Genomic DNA, 17,258 nt, shown 5'->3' with positions numbered 1-17,258 from the left:
CGGATCGTCGAGGACGAAGCCGGAGCCTTCCCTGCGGACGGTCCCGGAGCGGGCCAGGTGGGTGGCGAGGAGGACGCCGGAGCGGTCGGCGAGGTCGTCGAGCACGCGGCGGCGGGTCTCCGCGGCGAGGACGGGATCGTCGCAGAGGGACGAGGAGACGTCCGGGCGGAGCAGTTGCAGCGGGTGGTGGACCAGGTCTCCCGCGATCGTCGCGGTCCGGCCGCTGTCGGTGATCTCCACCACGAGGTGGCCGGGGCTGTGACCGGGGGCGGGCAGCAGCCGTACGCCGTCGTCGATCCGGTGGACTCCGGTGACCAGGTCCAGCAGCCCGGCCTCCCGCACGGGCAGGAGGCACTCGCCGATCCGTTCGGAGTGCCGGGCACGGCCGGCCGCGAAGTGCTCGTACTCCGCCTCGGCCAGCAGGTGGCGAGCGCGGGGGAAGGCCGGCCTCAGGTCGTCGGTGGTGTGCCAGCCGACGTGGTCGTGGTGGAGGTGGGTGGTCACCACGACGTCCACGGACCCGGGTTCGACGCCGGCCTCGGCGAGGGTGGCCATCCAGCGGGAGGTGAAGCCGGGGAAGGGGCCTCGCCTTCCCCCCTTGTGCCCGCCGAGGCAGGTGTCGACCAGGATCGTGGTCCCGGCGCCCAGGACGGCGAAGCCGGTGACGACCATCGGCTCGCGCATGCCGTCCATCGCGAGCAGCCGTTCCAGGTCGGCGGGCGGCAGGCCGGGGAAGAGGCGCTCGGGCGGCAGGACGTGCCCGGCCGCGTCGATCAGCGGGACGACGGTGCGCCGCCCGACGGTGACGGGCGGCGGCTGGGGCGGGACGTGCAGGCGCACGGGCTGCTCCTGGCGTGAGGGGGCTGCGGGCCGGACGGGGATGTCCGAGAAGGAGTACCGCCGGTCAGGACCGCCCGGCAACCGTCAGACGGGGTGCGGATGTCCGGAACCGCACACGTCACGGCCGCCTGTCCGGGATCGGCCCGGCACCGCCCGGGACCCGCCGGCCCGTCGTGTGAACGCCTTCCAGCGCCGCCGTGACGCCCTGGGTCAGTACCGTGCGGAAGACGGTGTCCATCCGCTCGGGCGTCTCGGTCATGCCGTCCTCCACCCAGCGGGTGAGCAGGGCCATGAACGCGCCGGCGGCGCAGGTGACGGCGAGGTCCAGGTCGGCGGGAGGCCGGGCGGCCGGCGGCAGGGCGGCCAGCAGCTCGGCGCGGACGACCGACGACAGGACGTGCCGGATGCGGGCGTGCACGGCCGCTCCGCCGCGCGGCCCCAGGAGGGCGCGGACCAGGTGACGCTGCTCGTCGATGTGCTCCAGCAACGGGCGGCTGAAGGCGAACGGCGTCCGCGGGGTCCTCTCAGGCGTCGCCTGGCGGGTCCCCAGGCGGTCGACGAGCTCGTCGATCGCGCCGAACAGGACGTCCTGCTTGCCGGTGAAGTGGGAGTAGAAGGTCGAGCGGCCGATGTCGGCGCGTTCGATCAGGTCCGTGACGGTGACGGCGTCGTAGCCCTTCTCCACGATCGCGTCGACCAGGGCGTCCTGTACGGCTTGCCGGGTGCGCCGCACCCGGCGGTCGGATCGGTTCACGGAGGGTCTCCGTCTCGTGGGCGGGGGTCGGCGGTGACGGGTACGAGTCTCGCCCGCGGGTGTTCTCGCCGTTTCACCGGGTCGCGGTCATGACGAGGCCGGTGCCGCCGGGCCGGACGCCAGGGCCGCCTGCACGATGCGGATCGCCTCGGCCGCGTCGATGCCGACGCTGGCGATCACGGCCGCGTAGTCGGCGGCGGCCTGCCGGGCCCGCTCCCGGCCCTCCTCGCCGGAGGCCGACACGAACGAGCCCGCCCGCCCGCGCGTCTCGATCAGCCCCGCCTCCTCCAGCTCCCGGTAGGCCCGGCCGACCGTGTTGACGGCCAGGCCGAGGTCGGCCGCGAGGCGGCGGATGGTCGGCAGCCGGGCGCCCACGGCCAGCGTGCGGTCCTGGATCTGCCGGGCGAGCTGGGCCCGCAGCTGCTCGAACGGCGGCACCGGCGAGGCCGCGTCGATGACGATCATCGGGCGCTCACGGCCCGCCGGGCCACCGCCGCGCACGACGGCGTCCTGGCACGGAGCGCGACGCACGCGGCCAGGCTCAGGACCAGGTAGGCGGCCGCGGCGACACCCCACCAGCCGGGCGCGGTGCCGAACAGCACCACCGGCAGCGACCACTGCACGCCCGGCGTGGTGAGCTCGCGGGCGTCCTCGACGCGCATGATGACGTCGGCGGTCAGCGACTCCTCGTCCTCCGCCACGACCGGGTGCCTGAGCAGGTGACGCAGCTGCAGGGCGGTGACGGCCGTCGCACCGGTCAGGCCGATCAGCACGACGACGGCCAGCTGCCGCACGGTGGGCTCGGGAACGGCCAGGCCGTGCGCGGCCAGCCACTCGCGTGCCGGTCGCAGATCGGCCTCACGTGCCGGCGGGCCGGTGGCCGGTGACGGTCCGCGGGCCATGGCGCCTCCTTTGTCGCAAGCTTTGTATCAATACGGTGCGTCATGACTTGCGACAAAGTCAACGCCCCGCGGGCGCGCTCCTCCGGCGCCTGCCGCGTCCGCCCTCGCTTCGGGGCCGGGACCACGCCTGGGAGAAGACACCCGAGGGTGGCTCATAGACGAATATTCTGGTACGCATGCGCTCATGGATGTGCTAAGGACTCCCGACGAGCGTTTCGCCGACCTGCCCGACTTCCCCTACCCACCCCGCCACGTCGACCTGCCCGACGGTCTCCGCATGGCCTACGTCGACGAGGGCGAGGGCCCCGTCGTCCTGCTCCTGCACGGCGAGCCGTCGTGGTCCTTCCTGTACCGGCACGTCATCCGAGTGCTCGTGGACGGCGGCTGCCGCGCCGTGGCCCCCGACCTGATCGGCTTCGGCCGCTCCGACAAGCCGGCCGCGGTCGCCGACCACACCTACGCCCGCCACATCGCCTGGACCGCCGCGTTCGTCGACGCCCTCGGCCTGAAGGACGTCACGCTCGTCGGCCAGGACTGGGGCGGCCTCATCGGCCTGCGCCTGGCCGTCGCCGACCCCGGCCGCTACGCGCGGATCGTGGCCGCCAACACCGGCCTGCCGACCGGCGACTTCCCGATGCCGGAGACCTGGCTGCGCTTCCGGGAGGCCGTACGCGGCGCGGGAGCGGACTTCGACGTGCCGCGCGGCATCCAGTCGGGCTGCACGAGCACGCTGCCGCCCGAGGTCCTGGCCGCCTACGACGCACCCTTCCCCGACGCCGCGCACAAGGCGGGCCCGCGGGCCATGCCGGGCCTGGTGCCCGCCGAGCCGGACGACGTCGAGGCCCAGCCGAACCGCGACGCCTGGGACGTCCTGCGCACCTGGAGCAAACCCTTCCTCGTCGCCTTCAGCGACCGCGACCCGATCACCGGCCCCATGGCCGGGCTGTTCCGGAGTCTCGTGCCGGGCGCGCACGGGATCGACCATCCGGTGCTGGAGGGCGCGGGCCACTTCCTGCAGGAGGACGCCGGCGAGCGCCTCGGCCGCGAGATCGTGCGCTTCGTCTCGCGCTGAGAGTCCTCGGAGGACGGCGCGGCACCTCCGTCCCGCCGCCTGCCCCGGCCGGTCAGCTTGCCGGGTAGCCGTCGTCCAGACACGCCACCGCGCCGTCGGCCGCCGCCCGCAGGGCCGCGGCGACGCGCCGGGCCAGCGGGGCGGGCACCAGCGACGGTATCCGGTCCGGGTCGGCGAACATCCAACCGGCCAGCTCGTCGGCGGGCAGCCGGATCGCGGCGATCTCCTCGGCGGTCAGGACGCCGCCGTCGTAGACGAGGATCATCCCGTCCGGCCAGCCGGGCCGCGGCGGGATCCAGTCCGCCGCCAGCAGGCGCCCGGCCGGCAGGTCCAGGCCGAGCTCCTCGGCCAGCTCACGGCGGCACGCCGAGGTGGGGGACTCGCCGGGTTCGACGACGCCGCCGGGCACGTCCCACTGCGGTTTGTAGACCGGGTCGACCAGCAGCACCGCGCCCGCCGCGTCGCGTATCAGCGCGCCGGCGGCCATCCACTTGCGTCCCAGCGATGCGGCGTACGGATCGAGCGGTGCCGCGGGCGAGTCCTGCGTCGTCATGGCCGTGACGGTAGCGCACCGTCGTGGCGCGGCCGGCCGGGAACGGGCGGACGCGCGCACCGGCCGGGCCGCCCCGTACCGGCCCGTGAGGAGCATCAGCGGATTCCCTCGCGGGATTCCGGGCCGGGGGGATCCTCCCCGGCGGAAGGGCGCCGCGCCCCGGTCAGCAGGCGCAGCTCGTCACGGACGATCGCGCGGATGCCCTGCGGGGTGAAGTCGTGCGGGTAGGTCGCCGTCTGCAGCGTCAGGCCGTCCATGAACACGTGGAGCCGCACGGCCTGCCGTTCCAGGCCGGCGTCGGCGAGCTCCTGCCCGAGCTCGGGCGGCGGCGCGGCGTGGCAGGAGGCGACCGCGAGGCGGCAGATGTGGCGTTCACCCGTCCAGCCGGTGCCGTGCAGCTCCGCCAGGGACTCGTCGACGCGTGAGCGCACCAGGCACGCCAGCCACACGTCGACTTCGACGCGGCGGTCGTCGTCCAGCGGGAGGAGCTCCTCGAGCATGAGCTGGGCGCGCTCCAGCCCCGGCAGGTCCGCGTGCAGATGCCCGGCGATGCGCGCGGCGACGTTCCTGCCGATCGCGTGCGCGGCGAAGGCGAGCAGGCCGCGCTGGTTGTCGAAGTAGTGGCGCAGCCCGCCGACCGAGACGCCCGCCGCCTCGGCGACCTTGCGGACCGTGGCGCCCTCGATGCCTTCCCGGCTGATGACCTCCCATACGGCGCGGACGAGCTCGTCACGTCGCCGTGCATGATCGACGATCTTCGGCATGCCCTTATTATCGCACGCTTGTATGGTTTCCTATAAAGTACAACTGTGCTGAATAAGACGTCGCAGCGGACGCCGTACCCCCGGATGCCGAGCCTGGGCGTGCTGATCGCCGGCCTGGCCGCGCTCTCCGGATCAGCGCTGTGGCTGGCGCTGACCGCCGGCGGCGAGATCCGCTACACGGCCGACCACGCCGACACCAGGCCCATGTGGCACGTCTGGATCCCCGCCCTCGTCGGCCTGGTGCTCACCCGGCTGATGCCGTCGCCGCCCCGGGCGGCCCCCGTGGACGGCGCACCGGCGACGCGGCGGCTCCACCTGCAAGCAGGCGTCCTCCTGGCCTCGGCCGTGCTGTTCGCGGTGGCGCTGCGGCTGGTGACGGACAGCGGCCGTGGCGCCGAGCCCGCGCACACCGTCTTGAAGCTCGTCCTGCTGCTGGCCGTACCGGCGCTGCTGTTCCGGCTGTCGCGCCACGGCGCCGCCCATCCGGAGGCGGTGCGCGAGCGGGCCGAGGCATGGCACCGCTACGGGCCGGCGGTGCCGGTGGCGGCCTGGGTCGTCCTCTACCACGCCGGCCCGTTCGCCCGGCCGTCCGGCGGCGAGTGGGCGGCGGGCCTCGGCCCCGCCGCGCTGCTGATCGCCATGATCGTGGTATTCGCCGTCAACGCCCTGCTCGAAGAGGTCTTCTACCGGCGGTGGCTCCAGACCCGGTGGGAGCACGTCATCGGCCGCTGGCCCGCCATCGTGCTGGCGAGCCTGCCCTTCGCGGCCTGGCACGTCGGCATCCACGGCACCGGCCACCTGCTCACCGATCTCGCCTCGGTCCTCGTCCACCAGGGGGTGCAGGGCCTGTTCCTCGGCTACCTGTGGAGCCGGTACCGGCTGATGTGGCCCATCCTCACCGTCCACGGCGCGATCAACGCTGGTCCCGTCCTGCTGGGCATGCTGTAGCACCTGCCGCCTTCCGGCGGACGGAGCGGAAACGGCCTGCTACCGCCCGGCAGCAGGCCTGCGCGGCTTCCTCCGCCGCTCCCGCAGGACCGGCTGCCGGGTCAGACCCCGGATCGGCACCCTTGGGCCCTTGACCGCCGTGGCGGCGGCCAGGGAGATCACGCAGAGCACCATGGTGCGGGCTCCGACGGGCAGGGGCGGGGCTTGACTCCGAAGCCCCACCCCTCCCCGGGAAACCTGTCAAGCGGGTCAGCCGGCGTTGTGCTCGACGGCGACGTCGAGGACCCAGGTGACGCCGAAACGGTCCCTGAGCATGCCGTAGAGCGGGGTCCGACCGGCCGGGCCGAGGTCCTCGATGACGGTGGCGCCGTCGCACAGGCCCTTCCAGTAGGTGGTGATCTCGTCGGCGTCCCCGCCGCGGACGGAGACGAAGAACGCCCGGTCCCCGGCGTCGCAGGTCTGGTTCCCGCGCACGTCGTAGGCCATTGGCTCTGCTGTCGCTGCTGCAGACCCGCCGCGACTGGCCCGGCACGGTGCTGGCCGACCGCCTCGGCCTCAGCCTGCGCACCGTGCGACGCGACGTCGACCGGCTCCGCGAGCTCGGCCACCCCATCACCGCCGTCAAAGGTCCCGACGGCGGCATCGAGGTCGTCGGGCCCCGCGAACTCACGCAGGCCTTCGCGCACCTGGCCCGCCGATTCACCGAGGCCGCGGCCGGACCCACCGAGTAGCCGGCGGGCGCCGGACAGGCCGCCGGGGTACGGTCGCCGCCGGTCATGTCTCCGGCGTAACGCCCTCCTGACGGCCTGAGCGCCCGGTCCGGCGCGCCGGCCGTGCAGTCCCCGTTCCTCGTCCCGCGGGGAGCCCCGGACCCGGCACCTGCCCGGAAACACGGTCACGACCTGCGACTCCGGCGGGCTGACATCATGGGGGTATGCGGCAGATCCCTGGTGAGCGGTCCGGCGGCGCCCTCGACGGCGCGGCGGGCGGGCCGCCTGACCGTGCTTCCACGGTTCCTCGGGCGGTGGTCGTCGAGGACGAGGAGCCGCTCGCCGCGGTCCTGGGCAGCTACCTGGAGAAGAACGGCTTCGAGGTCTCCTTGGTCCATGACGGGCGGCAGGCCGTGGACACCGTGCGCCGGGCCGACCCGGACGTCGTCGTGCTGGACCTCGGCCTGCCGGGGCTGGACGGCGTCGAGGTCTGCCGGCGGGTGCGCGCCTTCTCCGACGCCTACGTCGTCATGCTGACCGCGCGCAGCGAGGAGGTCGACACGCTCATCGGCCTGTCGGCCGGCGCGGACGACTACATGACCAAGCCGTTCAGCCCGCGCGAGCTGATCGCCCGCGTCCAGGCGATGCTGCGCCGTCCGAGGCCGCGGGCGGACCGCGCCGGAGCGGACCCGGACAGCCGTGCCTTCGGCCCGTTGACGGTCGACCCGGCCGGCCGCGACGTCTGGCTGGACGGCGAGCCGGTCCCGCTGACCCGCACCGAGTTCGACCTGCTGGCCGTCCTGTCGCAGCGGCCGCGCATGGCCTTCAGCAGGCGGCAACTCGTCGACGCGGTGTGGGGACCGGACTGGGTCGGCGACGAGCACCTGGTCGACGTGCACATCGGGCACCTGCGGCGCAAACTGGGCGACGACGCGGCCCGGGGACGGTTCATCAGGACCGTGCGCGGCATCGGGTACCGGATGGGAACCGGCGAGTGAGCTCCGGGCCGGCCGTCCCCGCGGCCCCCGCGGGCCCGGTGCGGCGATCGGGGTTCGCGGCCCGCCTGCTGGCGGCCCAGGGGATCGTGCTGGTCGCCATGGCGCTGACCACCTGGCTGGTGGCCTCCGCGGTCGGCCCGGGGATCTTCCACGACCACCTCCGGCGCGCCGGGACCGCGCACACCGCGGCCGAGGCCGAGCACGTCGACCAGGCCTTCACCTCCGCGATGCTGCTGTCCCTGCCGGTGGCGCTGCTGGCCGCGGTCGTGTTCGCGCTCGCGGTGACGTGGTACCTCAGCCGCCGCCTGCAGCGGTCCGTCGCGCGGGTGGCCGGCGCGGCGGCCGAGGTCGCGGCCGGCGACTACGGCTCACGCCTCCCCCTCCTGGGCCTCGGCGGTGAGTTCGACCGGCTGGCGGCGACCTTCAACGCGCTCGCCGAGCAGCTGGAGGCCGTGGAGAGCACCCGCCGCCGCATGCTCGCCGACCTCGCCCACGAGATGCGCACCCCGCTGGCGACGCTGGAGGCCCACATCGAGGCGCTGGAGGACGGCGTGCGCACGCTCGATGAGGACACCTTCGCGGTGCTGCGGTCGAGCACCGGACGGCTGGGACGTCTGGCGCAGGACGTCAGCGCCGTCTCACGGGCGGAGGAGGGCCGCCTGGAGGTCGACCCGCACCCGGTGGACCCCGCACTGCTGGTCGCCGACGCCGTGCGGGCCGCCGGTGAGCGCTACCGCGACAAGGGCGTCGCCCTGCGCTCGCAGCCCTCGGCGGGCCGGCCCGTCCTCGCCGACGCCGCGCGCATGGGGCAGGTGCTGGGCAACCTGCTGGACAACGCGCTGCGGCACACGCCGCCGGGAGGGACCGTCACGGTCGGCTGCCGCGCGGCCGGTGACTGGACCGAGTTCGAGGTGCGCGACACCGGGGAGGGCATCGATCCGGATCACCTCGCGCACGTCTTCGACCGCTTCTACCGTGCGGACCCCGCCCGGAGCCGCGCCCAGGGCGGCAGCGGCATCGGCCTGACCATCACCAGGGCCCTGGTCAGGGCGCACGGCGGGAGCATCCGCGCACACAGCGCCGGACGCGGCCGGGGAGCGGTCTTCACCGTCCGCGTCCCCGCCGCGCCGCGCCGCGAGCGGTGACGCCGCCGGACCTCGGCGAACCCGCCGGGCGGCTTCATCGAATCTTCATCGAACCTGCGGGGTGACCTTCGGGGAACCGGCCGATGCTGGGGAGGTCAGCGACGACCACGCCGGAGGAACGACATGTCCGCCATCCAGACCCGCCCCACCCTCACCGCGCCGGCGGCGCACCGGCCCGGATGGGCGTTGGGCGCCGCCGTGACCGGCGCCGCGGTGACGGCCGCCGCCGGCGGCGCGTTCGCGCTGCCGGACCTGCCCACCGGCGGCACCTCCGTGGCCATGACCCACTACATGGAGCTGCTGGCCACCAACCAGCCGTGGAACCTGCTGATGTTCATGGCCGTGCCGGTCGTCCTGGCCGAGACCGTCGCGATCACCGAACTGGCCATCCTGTTCAGACGCGACGCCGAACCGTGGGTCAAGGCCCTCAGCCGCTGGGCCGGCATCATCGGCGGCCTGTACTTCCTCGTCGTCTTCGGCTATCTGCTGGTCAACGCCGCCATCCCCCTGACCACGGGCGGCGGCTGGCGTGGACCGGTCGACGTCATCGCCGTCGGCGGCTATCTGTCCGGTGCCGTCCCGCTGTTCGGCATCGCCCTGCTGGAGCTGCGCGTCCTCGGCCGCGGCCTCACCGACACCACCCGGCTGAAGTGGCACGCCGCCTTCGTGGGACTGTTCCTCGTCGTCGCGCACATCGCCATGATCTTCGGGATGCTCGACCCGACGTTGTTCGGCTACCACACCCCGGGCCACACCGGCATGAACATGTGAGCGCCCCCGAACACCACGACGGGACGTCGGGCACCGGCTCACCGCCCACCGCTCACGGTGGTCCGCGCCGGAGGGCGACACGTCGGCGTCTCACGGGCAGGCGGCCGACGCGCCCGCCCGCGACACGGTAAAAACCAGAGGAAACGAAGGATATGAGGATGAAACGACTCGTCATCGCGGTCACGGCCTCCGCCCTGCTGCTGACCGGCTGCGCGGCCTCGAACGACGACACGACCGCCGCCCCGGCCGTCACCGCGCCGGGCGCGGCGCCGTCGGCACCCGCCGGAGCCGGACCGCTGCTGGCCGCCTACGGACTGGACGGCAGGAGCGCCGAGGAGGTCATCGACCACCTCGACCGGTTGAGCCTCCCGGAGCGCCCGACCGGCCTGAGGGCATCGGTCCGCCCCGGCGAACTCGTGGTCTCCGGCGGCGCCCAGGAGTTCAGCCTCCCCATCCCCGGTGACCGCTTCTACCTGTCGGTGGCCCCGTACGTGGATCGGACCCACGAGTGCTTCCACCACTCGCTGACCACCTGCAAGGGCGAGCTGGCCGCCCAGGACGTCCAGGTGAAGATCGTGGACGAGACCGACGGCAGGGTGCTGGTCGACGAGACGCGCACCACCTTCGCCAACGGGTTCACCGGGTTCTGGCTGCCCCGTGGCATCGAGGGCACCCTGACGGTCACCTACGACGGCAGGACCGGCGAAGCGGAGATCACTACCGGTGACGACGCGCCGACCTGCCTGACCACGCTCCGCCTCGCCTGACGCTCTGGAACCGTACGGCCGGCGGCTCTGTCTCGGACACGATCGATCGTGGCGGATGAAGGCGAGCGGGCCTGAGCCACGGGCGGCCGTCCGGGCCGCACCCGAAGCCGACACCGGAAAGAGACGACCACGATGTCCATCACCCGATCCGCCGTCCGCAGGCTCGCCCTGACCGCCGTGACGGCGGCCGGCGCCATGACGGTGCTGACCGCCTGCGGTGGCGACAGCGGCCCGATGACCGGTGCCCACGGCATGACGGGCGGCACGCCGGCCCCCGCTGCCACGGCCGCGGCCCCGCAGCCGAGCGCGACCTTCAACGACGCCGACGTGATGTTCGCCCAGATGATGATCCCGCACCACGAGCAGGCCGTGGAGATGTCCGAACTCGCCGCGACCCGGGCCGCGGATCCGGAGGTCAAGGAGCTCGCACAGAAGATCCAGGGCGCCCAGGACCCGGAGATCACCACCATGACCGGGTGGCTGAGGGCTTGGGGCGAGGCCACCGTTCCCCAGGGCGGCCACGCCGGGCACGGCATGCCCGGCATGATGACCGAGGGGGACCTGGCCATGCTCGAGGAGGCCGAGGGGGCGGAGTTCGACCGGATGTTCTCGCAGATGATGATCTCCCATCACAAGGGGGCGGTCGAGATGGCCCGTACCGAGCAGGCGCAGGGCCTCAACCCCGAGGCGGTACGGCTGGCCAGGACCATCGAGACCGCGCAGCAGGCCGAGATCGAGCAGATGAACAAGATCCTCGCGCGCCTGTAGTCCCGCCCGTCACGTAAGCCGAACGGACGGCCAGCGGGCAGGTGCCCGCGCACGCCACGGCCCTGACCGTGATCCGTTGAATGCCTCCCCTACTCCGGCGGTCCCACGAACGCGGCCATCACCGTCTCCGCACAACGTGCCGCGGTCGGACCCCCGCCTCGCGTCCGCGACGCCTCCGGCCCGGCAGCAGCGCCTCCTCCGAACGCCCCTTCCCGGAAACCGCTTTTGCCATATACCCCCATGGGGTATAGAGTCGGGCACGGCAGTCCACGAGCGAAGGACGAGGAGACCGCCATGTCCGAGCCGGTTCACCACGCCAGCCACGGGGATCACGAGGGGCATCGCAGCCGCCGCGACCACGGACATCACGAGGGCCACCACGGGCACGGCCATCAGGCCGGCCACCGGCCGCCGGCGAGCTGGCGGACGGCCGCCTCGGCCACCCTGCACTGCCTCACCGGCTGCGCCATCGGCGAGGTCCTCGGTCTGGTGATCGGCACCGTCCTGGGCTGGTCCACCGCGCCCACCATCGTGCTCGCCGTCGCCCTGGCCTTCTTCTTCGGCTATCTGCTCACCCTGCTCCCGCTGCGCCGGGCCGGCGTGGGCTGGGGCACCGCGGTCAAGCTCGCCCTGGCCGCCGACACCGTCTCCATCATCGTCATGGAGGTCATCGACAACGGCGTCATGCTGGCGATCCCCGGCGCCATGGACGCCGGCCTGACCACTCCCCTGTTCTGGGGCGCCCTCGCCTTCGCCCTGTTCGCCGCCTTCCTCGTCACCACCCCGGTCAACAAATGGATCATCAGCCGGGGCGGGGGCCACGCCGTCGTCCACGCCTACCACCACTGAGCAGGGCGCTCCCGGCGCACAGGGACACGCACAGGGACACAAAGGGGACCGTGATTCCCCCGGCGCGGCCGTCCCTGCCGGGGGCTACCGGCCCGATCGGCGGCGTCCGTCCTCGCGATCGCCCGGTCCGTCCGGTCCGCCGTGGTAGCGCGACTCCAGCACGTCGCCGCGCCGCTGGCCGAGGTACCAGTCGGAGACGGCCGCCAGGTCGACGGTCGCGCGCAGCACCGCCCGCTGGCCACCGGTCGTCTCTGCGACGATCTCGCCCCGCGGCGAGACGATCATCGTCGGGCAGTGCGAGGCCGCCTCGGCGGCGTTGGCGGCCAGCAGCCAGCGCTGGTTCTCCGCCGCCCGGCTGACCAGATGAGCCCGCCACACGCCAGGGGGTTCATCAGGGTTGGCCGCGTGGGTGAGGTAGGCGAACACCTGCGCACCGGAACCGGCCAGGTGCCGCCACTGCTCGGGGAAGCGGATCTCCCGGCAGATCTGCACGCCCACGTCGACGGCGCCGCCGGCGCAGGCGAGCCGGTGGACGGGGAGATCCGACCCGGCACCCAGCACACCGCGCTCGCTGACCGCCAGGTTCACCTTCCGGTACGGCCTGCGCGCCCCGCCGGGGGTGACCACCAGCGCCCCGTTCCACCAGCGGCCGCCGTCGTGCAGCAGCGAGCCGCAGATCAGATGGACACCCGTCCGCCGGGCCAGGGCGGCCAGTTCGCCCGCGGCCGCGTCCAGCTTCGCGGGGTCGAGCCGCTCCAGCGGCGACAGGTCCGCGCCGTAACCGGACAGCGCTCCCTCGGGCAGGACGACCAGGTCGTCCCCGGCGCAGGACTCGGCCACCCGGGTGATCTCGGCCAGGTTCTTCTCGACGTCCCAGGTGACCGGGATCTGGGCGACGGCCGTACGCAGAAGCACGAGCCGCGACGGTAGCACCACCGGCCCCTGAACGATCACCAGGGTCCGTCCGGCGATGACGCGGCTCTGCCGGTGAGCCCTGACGGTGCGGGAGATCTCCGGCTCAGCGTTGGCGGACGGGACCCCCCTCCCGTGCGGCGACACCGCGGTAGGTGATGGACGTGTTGCCGAGTGCGTCGTGGTCGAGGTGGGCGTCGACGCCGAAGACGTCCCGCAGCCGCTCCGTGGTGAGCACCTCCTGCGGGGTTCCGCCGGCGATCAGGCGGCCGTGGTGCACCAGGACGAGCCGGTCGCAGTACCGGGCCGCCAGGGACAGGTCGTGGAGTGCGACCAGAACGGTCTGGTCGGTGCCGGCCAGCAGGTCCATCAGCTCCAGCTGGTGGCGGACGTCGAGGTGGTTGGTGGGCTCGTCCAGCAGGATGCAGCGCGGCTGCTGGGCCAGGGCCCGGGCGATGTGGGTCCTCTGGCGTTCTCCGCCCGAGAGCGTCCGCCATCGGCCGGACCTCAGTCCGGTCAGTCCCAGGCGTTCCAGCGCGGCCTCGACGATCAGCCGATCGGTCCGGCCGAGACCGCGCCACGGCCCTCGGTGGGGGGTCCGGCCCAGCGAGACGACGTCGGCGACACGCAGATCGTTGTCGGCCTCGGCGGCCTGCTGGACGAACGCGACGCTCGTGGCGATCCTGCGGGCACTCCATCCGCGGATGTCCTGGCCGTCGTAGCGGACGACGCCCGCGGCGGGCGTGCGGAGCCCGGCCAGGCAGCGCAGCAGCGATGACTTGCCGGAGCCGTTGGGACCGATGAGCCCGACCGTCTCCCCGCTCTCCACGCGCAGGCCGACGTCACGGACGATGATCCTGCCCGCGACGGCCCAGGTGAGGCCCTCTGCCTCGATTCTCACAGTTCACCTCGTCTGCGCAGGATGAGCAGGAACAGCGGAACTCCGAGCAGGGCGGTGAACACGCCCACGGGCACCTCCTGCGGAGCGAAGACCACGCGTGCCAGCGCGTCGGTCCACATCAGGAAGACCGCGCCGGCCAGGGCCGTGAACGGCAGCAGCGCCCGGTGCGTCGGCCCGGCCAGGAAGCGGACGCCGTGCGGCACGATCAGGCCGACGAACCCGATCGCCCCCACCGAGGCCACGGTCACCGCGGTCAGCAGCGCGGTGACGGCGAGCAGTACGACGCGTGTCCTCCGCACGTCGATGCCCAGCGAGGAGGCGGTGTCGGAGCCGAAGGAGAACCCGTCCAGCGCGTTCGCGTACAGCCAGACGGCGCCCGTTCCCCCGGCGCCCGCGACGGCGCTGATGATCACCGTGTCCCAGCGGGTGGAGGACATCGAGCCGAGCAGCCAGTGGGTGATCGCACGCGTGGTGTCGGCGTCGCCGGAGGCCATCAGCACCAGCGACGTGATCGCCGAGAACAGCTGGGCGACGATCACGCCGGTCAGCACGATCCTGGACGAGTCCAGGCCGCTGCGCCGCAGCAGCAGCACCAGCACGCCGAACGAGAGCAGCGCGCCCGCGAACGCGCCCCCGGCCACGCCCAATGACCCCGCGCCGACTCCCAGGACGACCACCGCCACCGCACCGGTGGACGCGCCGGAGGAGACGCCCAGCAGGTAGGGGTCGGCGAGGGCGTTGCGGGTCACCGCCTGCAGGACCGCGCCGCAGACCGCCAGCGAGGCGCCGGCGAGGGCGGCCATGAGGACGCGGGGCACGCGCAGGTCCCAGATGAGCGAGTCGAGCAGGCGGGGCAGCGGTTCGACGTCGAGCCCCAGCCGCGTCCCGACGGCGCGGGCGAGCTCGGCGTACCCGACGTCGGAGGCGCCGACCCGCACCGACACCGCCACCGAGCAGATCAGCAGTCCGACGCCGGCGGCCAGCAGCACCGGAACCGGCGCGTACCCGCCGGAGCGGCGCGGCGGGGCATCGCCGGATGCGGCGCCGGACACGCGTGCGCCGGGATACGGGATCGGCCGGCCGATGCCGCTAGCGGACATACCCGAGGTCCTTCAGACCGGCGGCGAACAGGGCGAGCGTGTTCACCGTGCGCACCGAGGGGTCCATCTCGATGCCGGGCACCTGGATGATCCGGTTCTCCTTCAGCGCCGTCAGCTGCGACGTCGCCGGGTCCTTGCGCATCATGGCCAGTTTGTCGGCCGCGCTGTCGCCGGGCGCGCCCCGCTCGGACAGGTCCCCGACGACGATGATGTCCGGGTCCCGCCTGGCGATCTCCTCCCAGGACGCCTCCGGCCAGTCCTCGGCGACGTCGTCGAAGGCGTTGCGCACACCGGTCAGCTCGCTCATCGCGCTCGGCATGCCGCCCTTGCCCGCCACGTAGGGCAGCCCCGCGTAGACCGAGTACAGCCAGACCACCGTGGGCTCGCCGGCCACGTCCTCGCCGGTCCGGGCCGCCCGGTCGAGGGCCGCGCGCTGGGCGGCGACGAGTTCCGCCGCCCGGTCCTCGACACCGAAGATCTTTCCCAGGTTCTCGTAGTCACGTGCCAGCAGGTCGAACGGGGTCAGACCGTGCTCGGCGGCCTCCGGGCAGTCGACCGCGCTGACGTAGGAGGGCAGACCGAGCCGGTCCAGCTCCTCGCGGGTGCCGACCCGGTCCTTGGTGTACAGCGCGGTGAACGAGGAGACCACCAGGTCGGGGGTGGCGGCCCGGAGCTGCTCGGCGGTGAGGATCTTCGGGCTCAGCACGGGGACGCTGTCGTAGGCCGCCCTGTACCGCGGGGCCACCTTCGTCTTCAGGTTGGAGGTCCCCGCCATGCCGGTCTGCAGGCCGAGGGCGAGCAGCGTCTCGGTGGAGGACTGGTCCAGCGTCATCACACGCCGGGGAGGCCGCTCGAACGACAGCGTCCGGCCGCAGCTGCTGACCGTCACCGCCGCGGCAGGACGTTCCGCCCGCGCGGCGGAGGGGGAGGTCGAGGTGGCGCCGCAGCCGGCCGCCGCGAGGCCGAGCGTCACCACGGCCACGGCGGCAGCGGACCGGACCGGCCGGTAAAGGGTTCTCATGGACATGGAATGATAATGGCTTTCATTATCAATTGATACGAGCCCGGCCCCGATGCGACCGACATGGGGCGGCCGGGCGGCAGAGGAGTCCCCCTGTGACAGCACCCGCACCGACCGCTCCGGACACGCCCCGCCCCGGCCCGCGGTCGCCCCTGCGCGAGGCGCCCTTCCTGCGGCTGTGGTCCGGCACCACCGCGTCAGGCCTGGCCACCTGGGCGCTGCCGTTCATCCTCGGACTCGCGATGCTGGACCGCTCGCTCACCGCCGCAGGCCTCGGCCTCGTCCTGGCGGCCAGGACGGCAGGGTTCCTGCTCGCCGTACCGATCAGCGGCGTTCTGGCGGACCGGTACTCGCGCCGGGCGGTCGTCTGGTGGTCCGGGCTGGCCGCCGCGGTCGCCACGCCGTTCATCGCTCTCGGCCTGGAGCGGTCCGTGCTGCTCATGGGCGCCGCGGCGGCCGTCGTCGGCGCGGGCCAGGGCGCATGCCGGCCCGCCTTCCAGGCGCTCACCGCCGAAATCGTCGACGGTGAGCGCCGTCAGCAGGCCAACGCCGCCATCACGCTGGCCGTCCGTGTCACCACTCTGGCAGCACCGGCGGCGACCGCGCTGCTGGCGACCGTGCTGAGCACCTGGGCCCTGGTCGTCGGCACCGGCGTGCTCTGGCTGATCGCCGCCGCCCTGCCCCCTCGGGGACGGGACGTCCCCGGACCGGCAACGGGCGGGACGGCGTTCGTCAAGGAGTTCGGCGACGGCGTGCGCGAGGCGCGGCGCCACCCGTGGTTCCTGGCGGGCCTGGCCGCCCTGGCGGCCGTCATCTTCACCGGCTACTCCGCCACCGGAGTGGCGCTCCCGCTGGTGAGCCGGGACCGCTACGGCACCGAGGCGGTGCTCGCCGGAGCACTCACCGCCTACACCGCCGGCGCGCTGGCCGGAGCCGTGCTCATGGCCCGTTGGCGGCCTCGGGCGCAGGGCCGGGCCGCGCTGACGGGGCTGGCCCTGTACGGCTTCGCCCCGCTCAGCCTGCTGCTGCCGGTGCACCCGGCGGCGGTGTTCGCCGCCTACGCGATCGCCGGGCTGGGCATCGAGCTGTTCAACGTGCCCTGGTTCACCGCCATGCAGCGCGAGGTGGACCCGCGGCTGCTGGCCCGGGTGTCCTCGCTGGACTTCCTCGTCTCCTACGGCCTGGCCCCCGTCGGCCTGGCCTTCCTCGCCCCCGCCATCGACGCCTTCGGCCGGCAACCGGTGCTGGGAGGCTGTGCGATCGTGTGCTTCGCGGCTCCCGCGGCGGCGGCCCTGATCCCCGGCAGCCGCGGTTTCTCCCGCCGCAGGAGGGACTGAAGACGTCCGGAGCCTGATCACCGCGCGCAGAGGACGTGTCCGCGACGGCCGGAAGGGCCGTGGAGCGCGCCCGGTGAGGACGCGCCGACCTGCCGCGCCGATGCCGCACAATGGTTCACCGGCAGTCCCGCCCGTCACGCAAGGAG

At 73.6% G+C, this 17,258-nt stretch carries 20 protein-coding genes and 1 pseudogene; 10 read left to right on the top strand and 11 right to left on the bottom strand.

All coding sequences use genetic code 11. The features are described 5' to 3' along the window. The 4 genes from ACFOWE_RS11990 to ACFOWE_RS11975 all read right to left on the bottom strand — a co-directional run. On the bottom strand, positions 1-840 hold an 840-nt coding region (locus ACFOWE_RS11990; RefSeq protein ID WP_377287344.1), incomplete at its 3' end, for an MBL fold metallo-hydrolase. 118 nt (positions 841-958) lie between these two features. Beyond that, on the bottom strand, positions 959-1,594 hold the full coding sequence (locus ACFOWE_RS11985) for a TetR/AcrR family transcriptional regulator (protein WP_377287343.1): 636 nt from the start codon (positions 1,592-1,594) through the stop codon (positions 959-961). 87 nt (positions 1,595-1,681) lie between these two features. Then, a complete protein-coding gene (locus ACFOWE_RS11980; protein ID WP_377287342.1) occupies positions 1,682-2,059 on the bottom strand; it encodes a GntR family transcriptional regulator in 378 nt (125 codons plus the stop codon). Next, positions 2,056-2,496: a hypothetical protein gene (locus tag ACFOWE_RS11975; protein WP_377287341.1), complete on the bottom strand. Its 441-nt coding sequence runs from the start codon at positions 2,494-2,496 to the stop codon at positions 2,056-2,058. The genes ACFOWE_RS11980 and ACFOWE_RS11975 overlap by 4 nt, the downstream gene beginning before the upstream one ends. Positions 2,497-2,680: 184 nt before the next feature. Here ACFOWE_RS11975 and ACFOWE_RS11970 point away from each other — a divergent pair, with 184 nt between their 5' ends. Then, a complete protein-coding gene (locus tag ACFOWE_RS11970) occupies positions 2,681-3,568 on the top strand; it encodes a haloalkane dehalogenase (RefSeq protein WP_377287340.1) in 888 nt (295 codons plus the stop codon). 52 nt (positions 3,569-3,620) lie between these two features. On the opposite strand, the gene ACFOWE_RS11965 is transcribed toward ACFOWE_RS11970, so the two are convergent. Both ACFOWE_RS11965 and ACFOWE_RS11960 read right to left on the bottom strand, forming a co-directional pair. Further along, entirely contained in the window at positions 3,621-4,121 is a 501-nt protein-coding gene (locus ACFOWE_RS11965) for an NUDIX domain-containing protein (RefSeq protein ID WP_377287339.1), read from the bottom strand. A 95-nt stretch (positions 4,122-4,216) separates the two neighbouring features. Continuing rightward, complete coding sequence (locus tag ACFOWE_RS11960) at positions 4,217-4,885, bottom strand: TetR/AcrR family transcriptional regulator (protein WP_377287338.1); 669 nt, start codon at positions 4,883-4,885, stop codon at positions 4,217-4,219. A 45-nt stretch (positions 4,886-4,930) separates the two neighbouring features. On the opposite strand from ACFOWE_RS11960, the gene ACFOWE_RS11955 reads away from it, so the two are divergent. Beyond that, positions 4,931-5,833, top strand: coding sequence for a CPBP family intramembrane glutamic endopeptidase (locus ACFOWE_RS11955; RefSeq protein WP_377287337.1), 903 nt, complete (start codon positions 4,931-4,933; stop codon positions 5,831-5,833). Positions 5,834-6,082: 249 nt separating this feature from the next. Here ACFOWE_RS11955 and ACFOWE_RS11950 read toward each other — a convergent pair whose 3' ends face one another. Beyond that, a complete protein-coding gene (locus ACFOWE_RS11950; RefSeq protein WP_377287336.1) occupies positions 6,083-6,319 on the bottom strand; it encodes a hypothetical protein in 237 nt (78 codons plus the stop codon). On the opposite strand from ACFOWE_RS11950, the pseudogene ACFOWE_RS11945 reads away from it, so the two are divergent. The 7 genes and pseudogenes from ACFOWE_RS11945 to ACFOWE_RS11915 form a co-directional block, all read left to right on the top strand. Then, a pseudogene (locus ACFOWE_RS11945) lies at positions 6,319-6,483 on the top strand (helix-turn-helix transcriptional regulator); the annotation flags it as partial. The gene ACFOWE_RS11950 and the pseudogene ACFOWE_RS11945 sit on opposite strands and share 1 nt — an antisense overlap. 284 nt (positions 6,484-6,767) lie before the next feature. Then, on the top strand, positions 6,768-7,541 hold the full coding sequence (locus ACFOWE_RS11940) for a response regulator (protein ID WP_377287335.1): 774 nt from the start codon (positions 6,768-6,770) through the stop codon (positions 7,539-7,541). Next, positions 7,538-8,686, top strand: coding sequence for a sensor histidine kinase (locus ACFOWE_RS11935; RefSeq protein WP_377287334.1), 1,149 nt, complete (start codon positions 7,538-7,540; stop codon positions 8,684-8,686). The genes ACFOWE_RS11940 and ACFOWE_RS11935 overlap by 4 nt, the downstream gene beginning before the upstream one ends. Positions 8,687-8,809: 123 nt before the next feature. Beyond that, positions 8,810-9,457, top strand: a complete 648-nt coding sequence (locus ACFOWE_RS11930; RefSeq protein ID WP_377287333.1) for a DUF6803 family protein — start codon at positions 8,810-8,812, stop codon at positions 9,455-9,457. A gap of 158 nt (positions 9,458-9,615) precedes the next feature. Beyond that, positions 9,616-10,224 carry a CueP family metal-binding protein gene (locus ACFOWE_RS11925; protein WP_377287332.1) on the top strand — a complete coding sequence of 203 codons (609 nt, stop codon included), beginning with the start codon at positions 9,616-9,618 and terminating at the stop codon, positions 10,222-10,224. A gap of 132 nt (positions 10,225-10,356) precedes the next feature. Further along, positions 10,357-10,992 (top strand): DUF305 domain-containing protein, encoded by a 636-nt coding sequence (locus tag ACFOWE_RS11920; protein WP_377287331.1) that lies wholly within the window; start codon positions 10,357-10,359, stop codon positions 10,990-10,992. A gap of 294 nt (positions 10,993-11,286) precedes the next feature. Continuing rightward, a complete protein-coding gene (locus tag ACFOWE_RS11915) occupies positions 11,287-11,841 on the top strand; it encodes a DUF4396 domain-containing protein (protein ID WP_377287330.1) in 555 nt (184 codons plus the stop codon). Between the two features lie 84 nt (positions 11,842-11,925). Here ACFOWE_RS11915 and ACFOWE_RS11910 read toward each other — a convergent pair whose 3' ends face one another. From ACFOWE_RS11910 to ACFOWE_RS11895, 4 genes are all read right to left on the bottom strand, one after another. Next, positions 11,926-12,756, bottom strand: coding sequence for a carbon-nitrogen hydrolase family protein (locus ACFOWE_RS11910; RefSeq protein ID WP_377287329.1), 831 nt, complete (start codon positions 12,754-12,756; stop codon positions 11,926-11,928). Between the two features lie 103 nt (positions 12,757-12,859). Further along, positions 12,860-13,654, bottom strand: coding sequence for an ABC transporter ATP-binding protein (locus ACFOWE_RS11905; protein WP_377287328.1), 795 nt, complete (start codon positions 13,652-13,654; stop codon positions 12,860-12,862). Beyond that, complete coding sequence (locus ACFOWE_RS11900) at positions 13,651-14,706, bottom strand: FecCD family ABC transporter permease (RefSeq protein WP_377287327.1); 1,056 nt, start codon at positions 14,704-14,706, stop codon at positions 13,651-13,653. Before ACFOWE_RS11900 ends, ACFOWE_RS11905 begins: the two co-directional genes overlap by 4 nt. Positions 14,707-14,743: 37 nt before the next feature. Beyond that, positions 14,744-15,775 (bottom strand): ABC transporter substrate-binding protein, encoded by a 1,032-nt coding sequence (locus ACFOWE_RS11895; protein ID WP_377287326.1) that lies wholly within the window; start codon positions 15,773-15,775, stop codon positions 14,744-14,746. A 95-nt stretch (positions 15,776-15,870) separates the two neighbouring features. Here ACFOWE_RS11895 and ACFOWE_RS11890 point away from each other — a divergent pair, with 95 nt between their 5' ends. Then, a complete protein-coding gene (locus ACFOWE_RS11890) occupies positions 15,871-17,112 on the top strand; it encodes an MFS transporter (protein ID WP_377287325.1) in 1,242 nt (413 codons plus the stop codon). Positions 17,113-17,258: the final 146 nt, after the last annotated feature.

It is taken from the genome of Planomonospora corallina, from assembly GCF_042650625.1.
GTDB classification, from domain to species: Bacteria; Actinomycetota; Actinomycetes; order Streptosporangiales; family Streptosporangiaceae; genus Planomonospora_B; species Planomonospora_B corallina.
The sequence above is the reverse complement of the archived record's forward strand: the minus strand, read 5'-3'. Positions and strand labels throughout refer to the sequence as shown.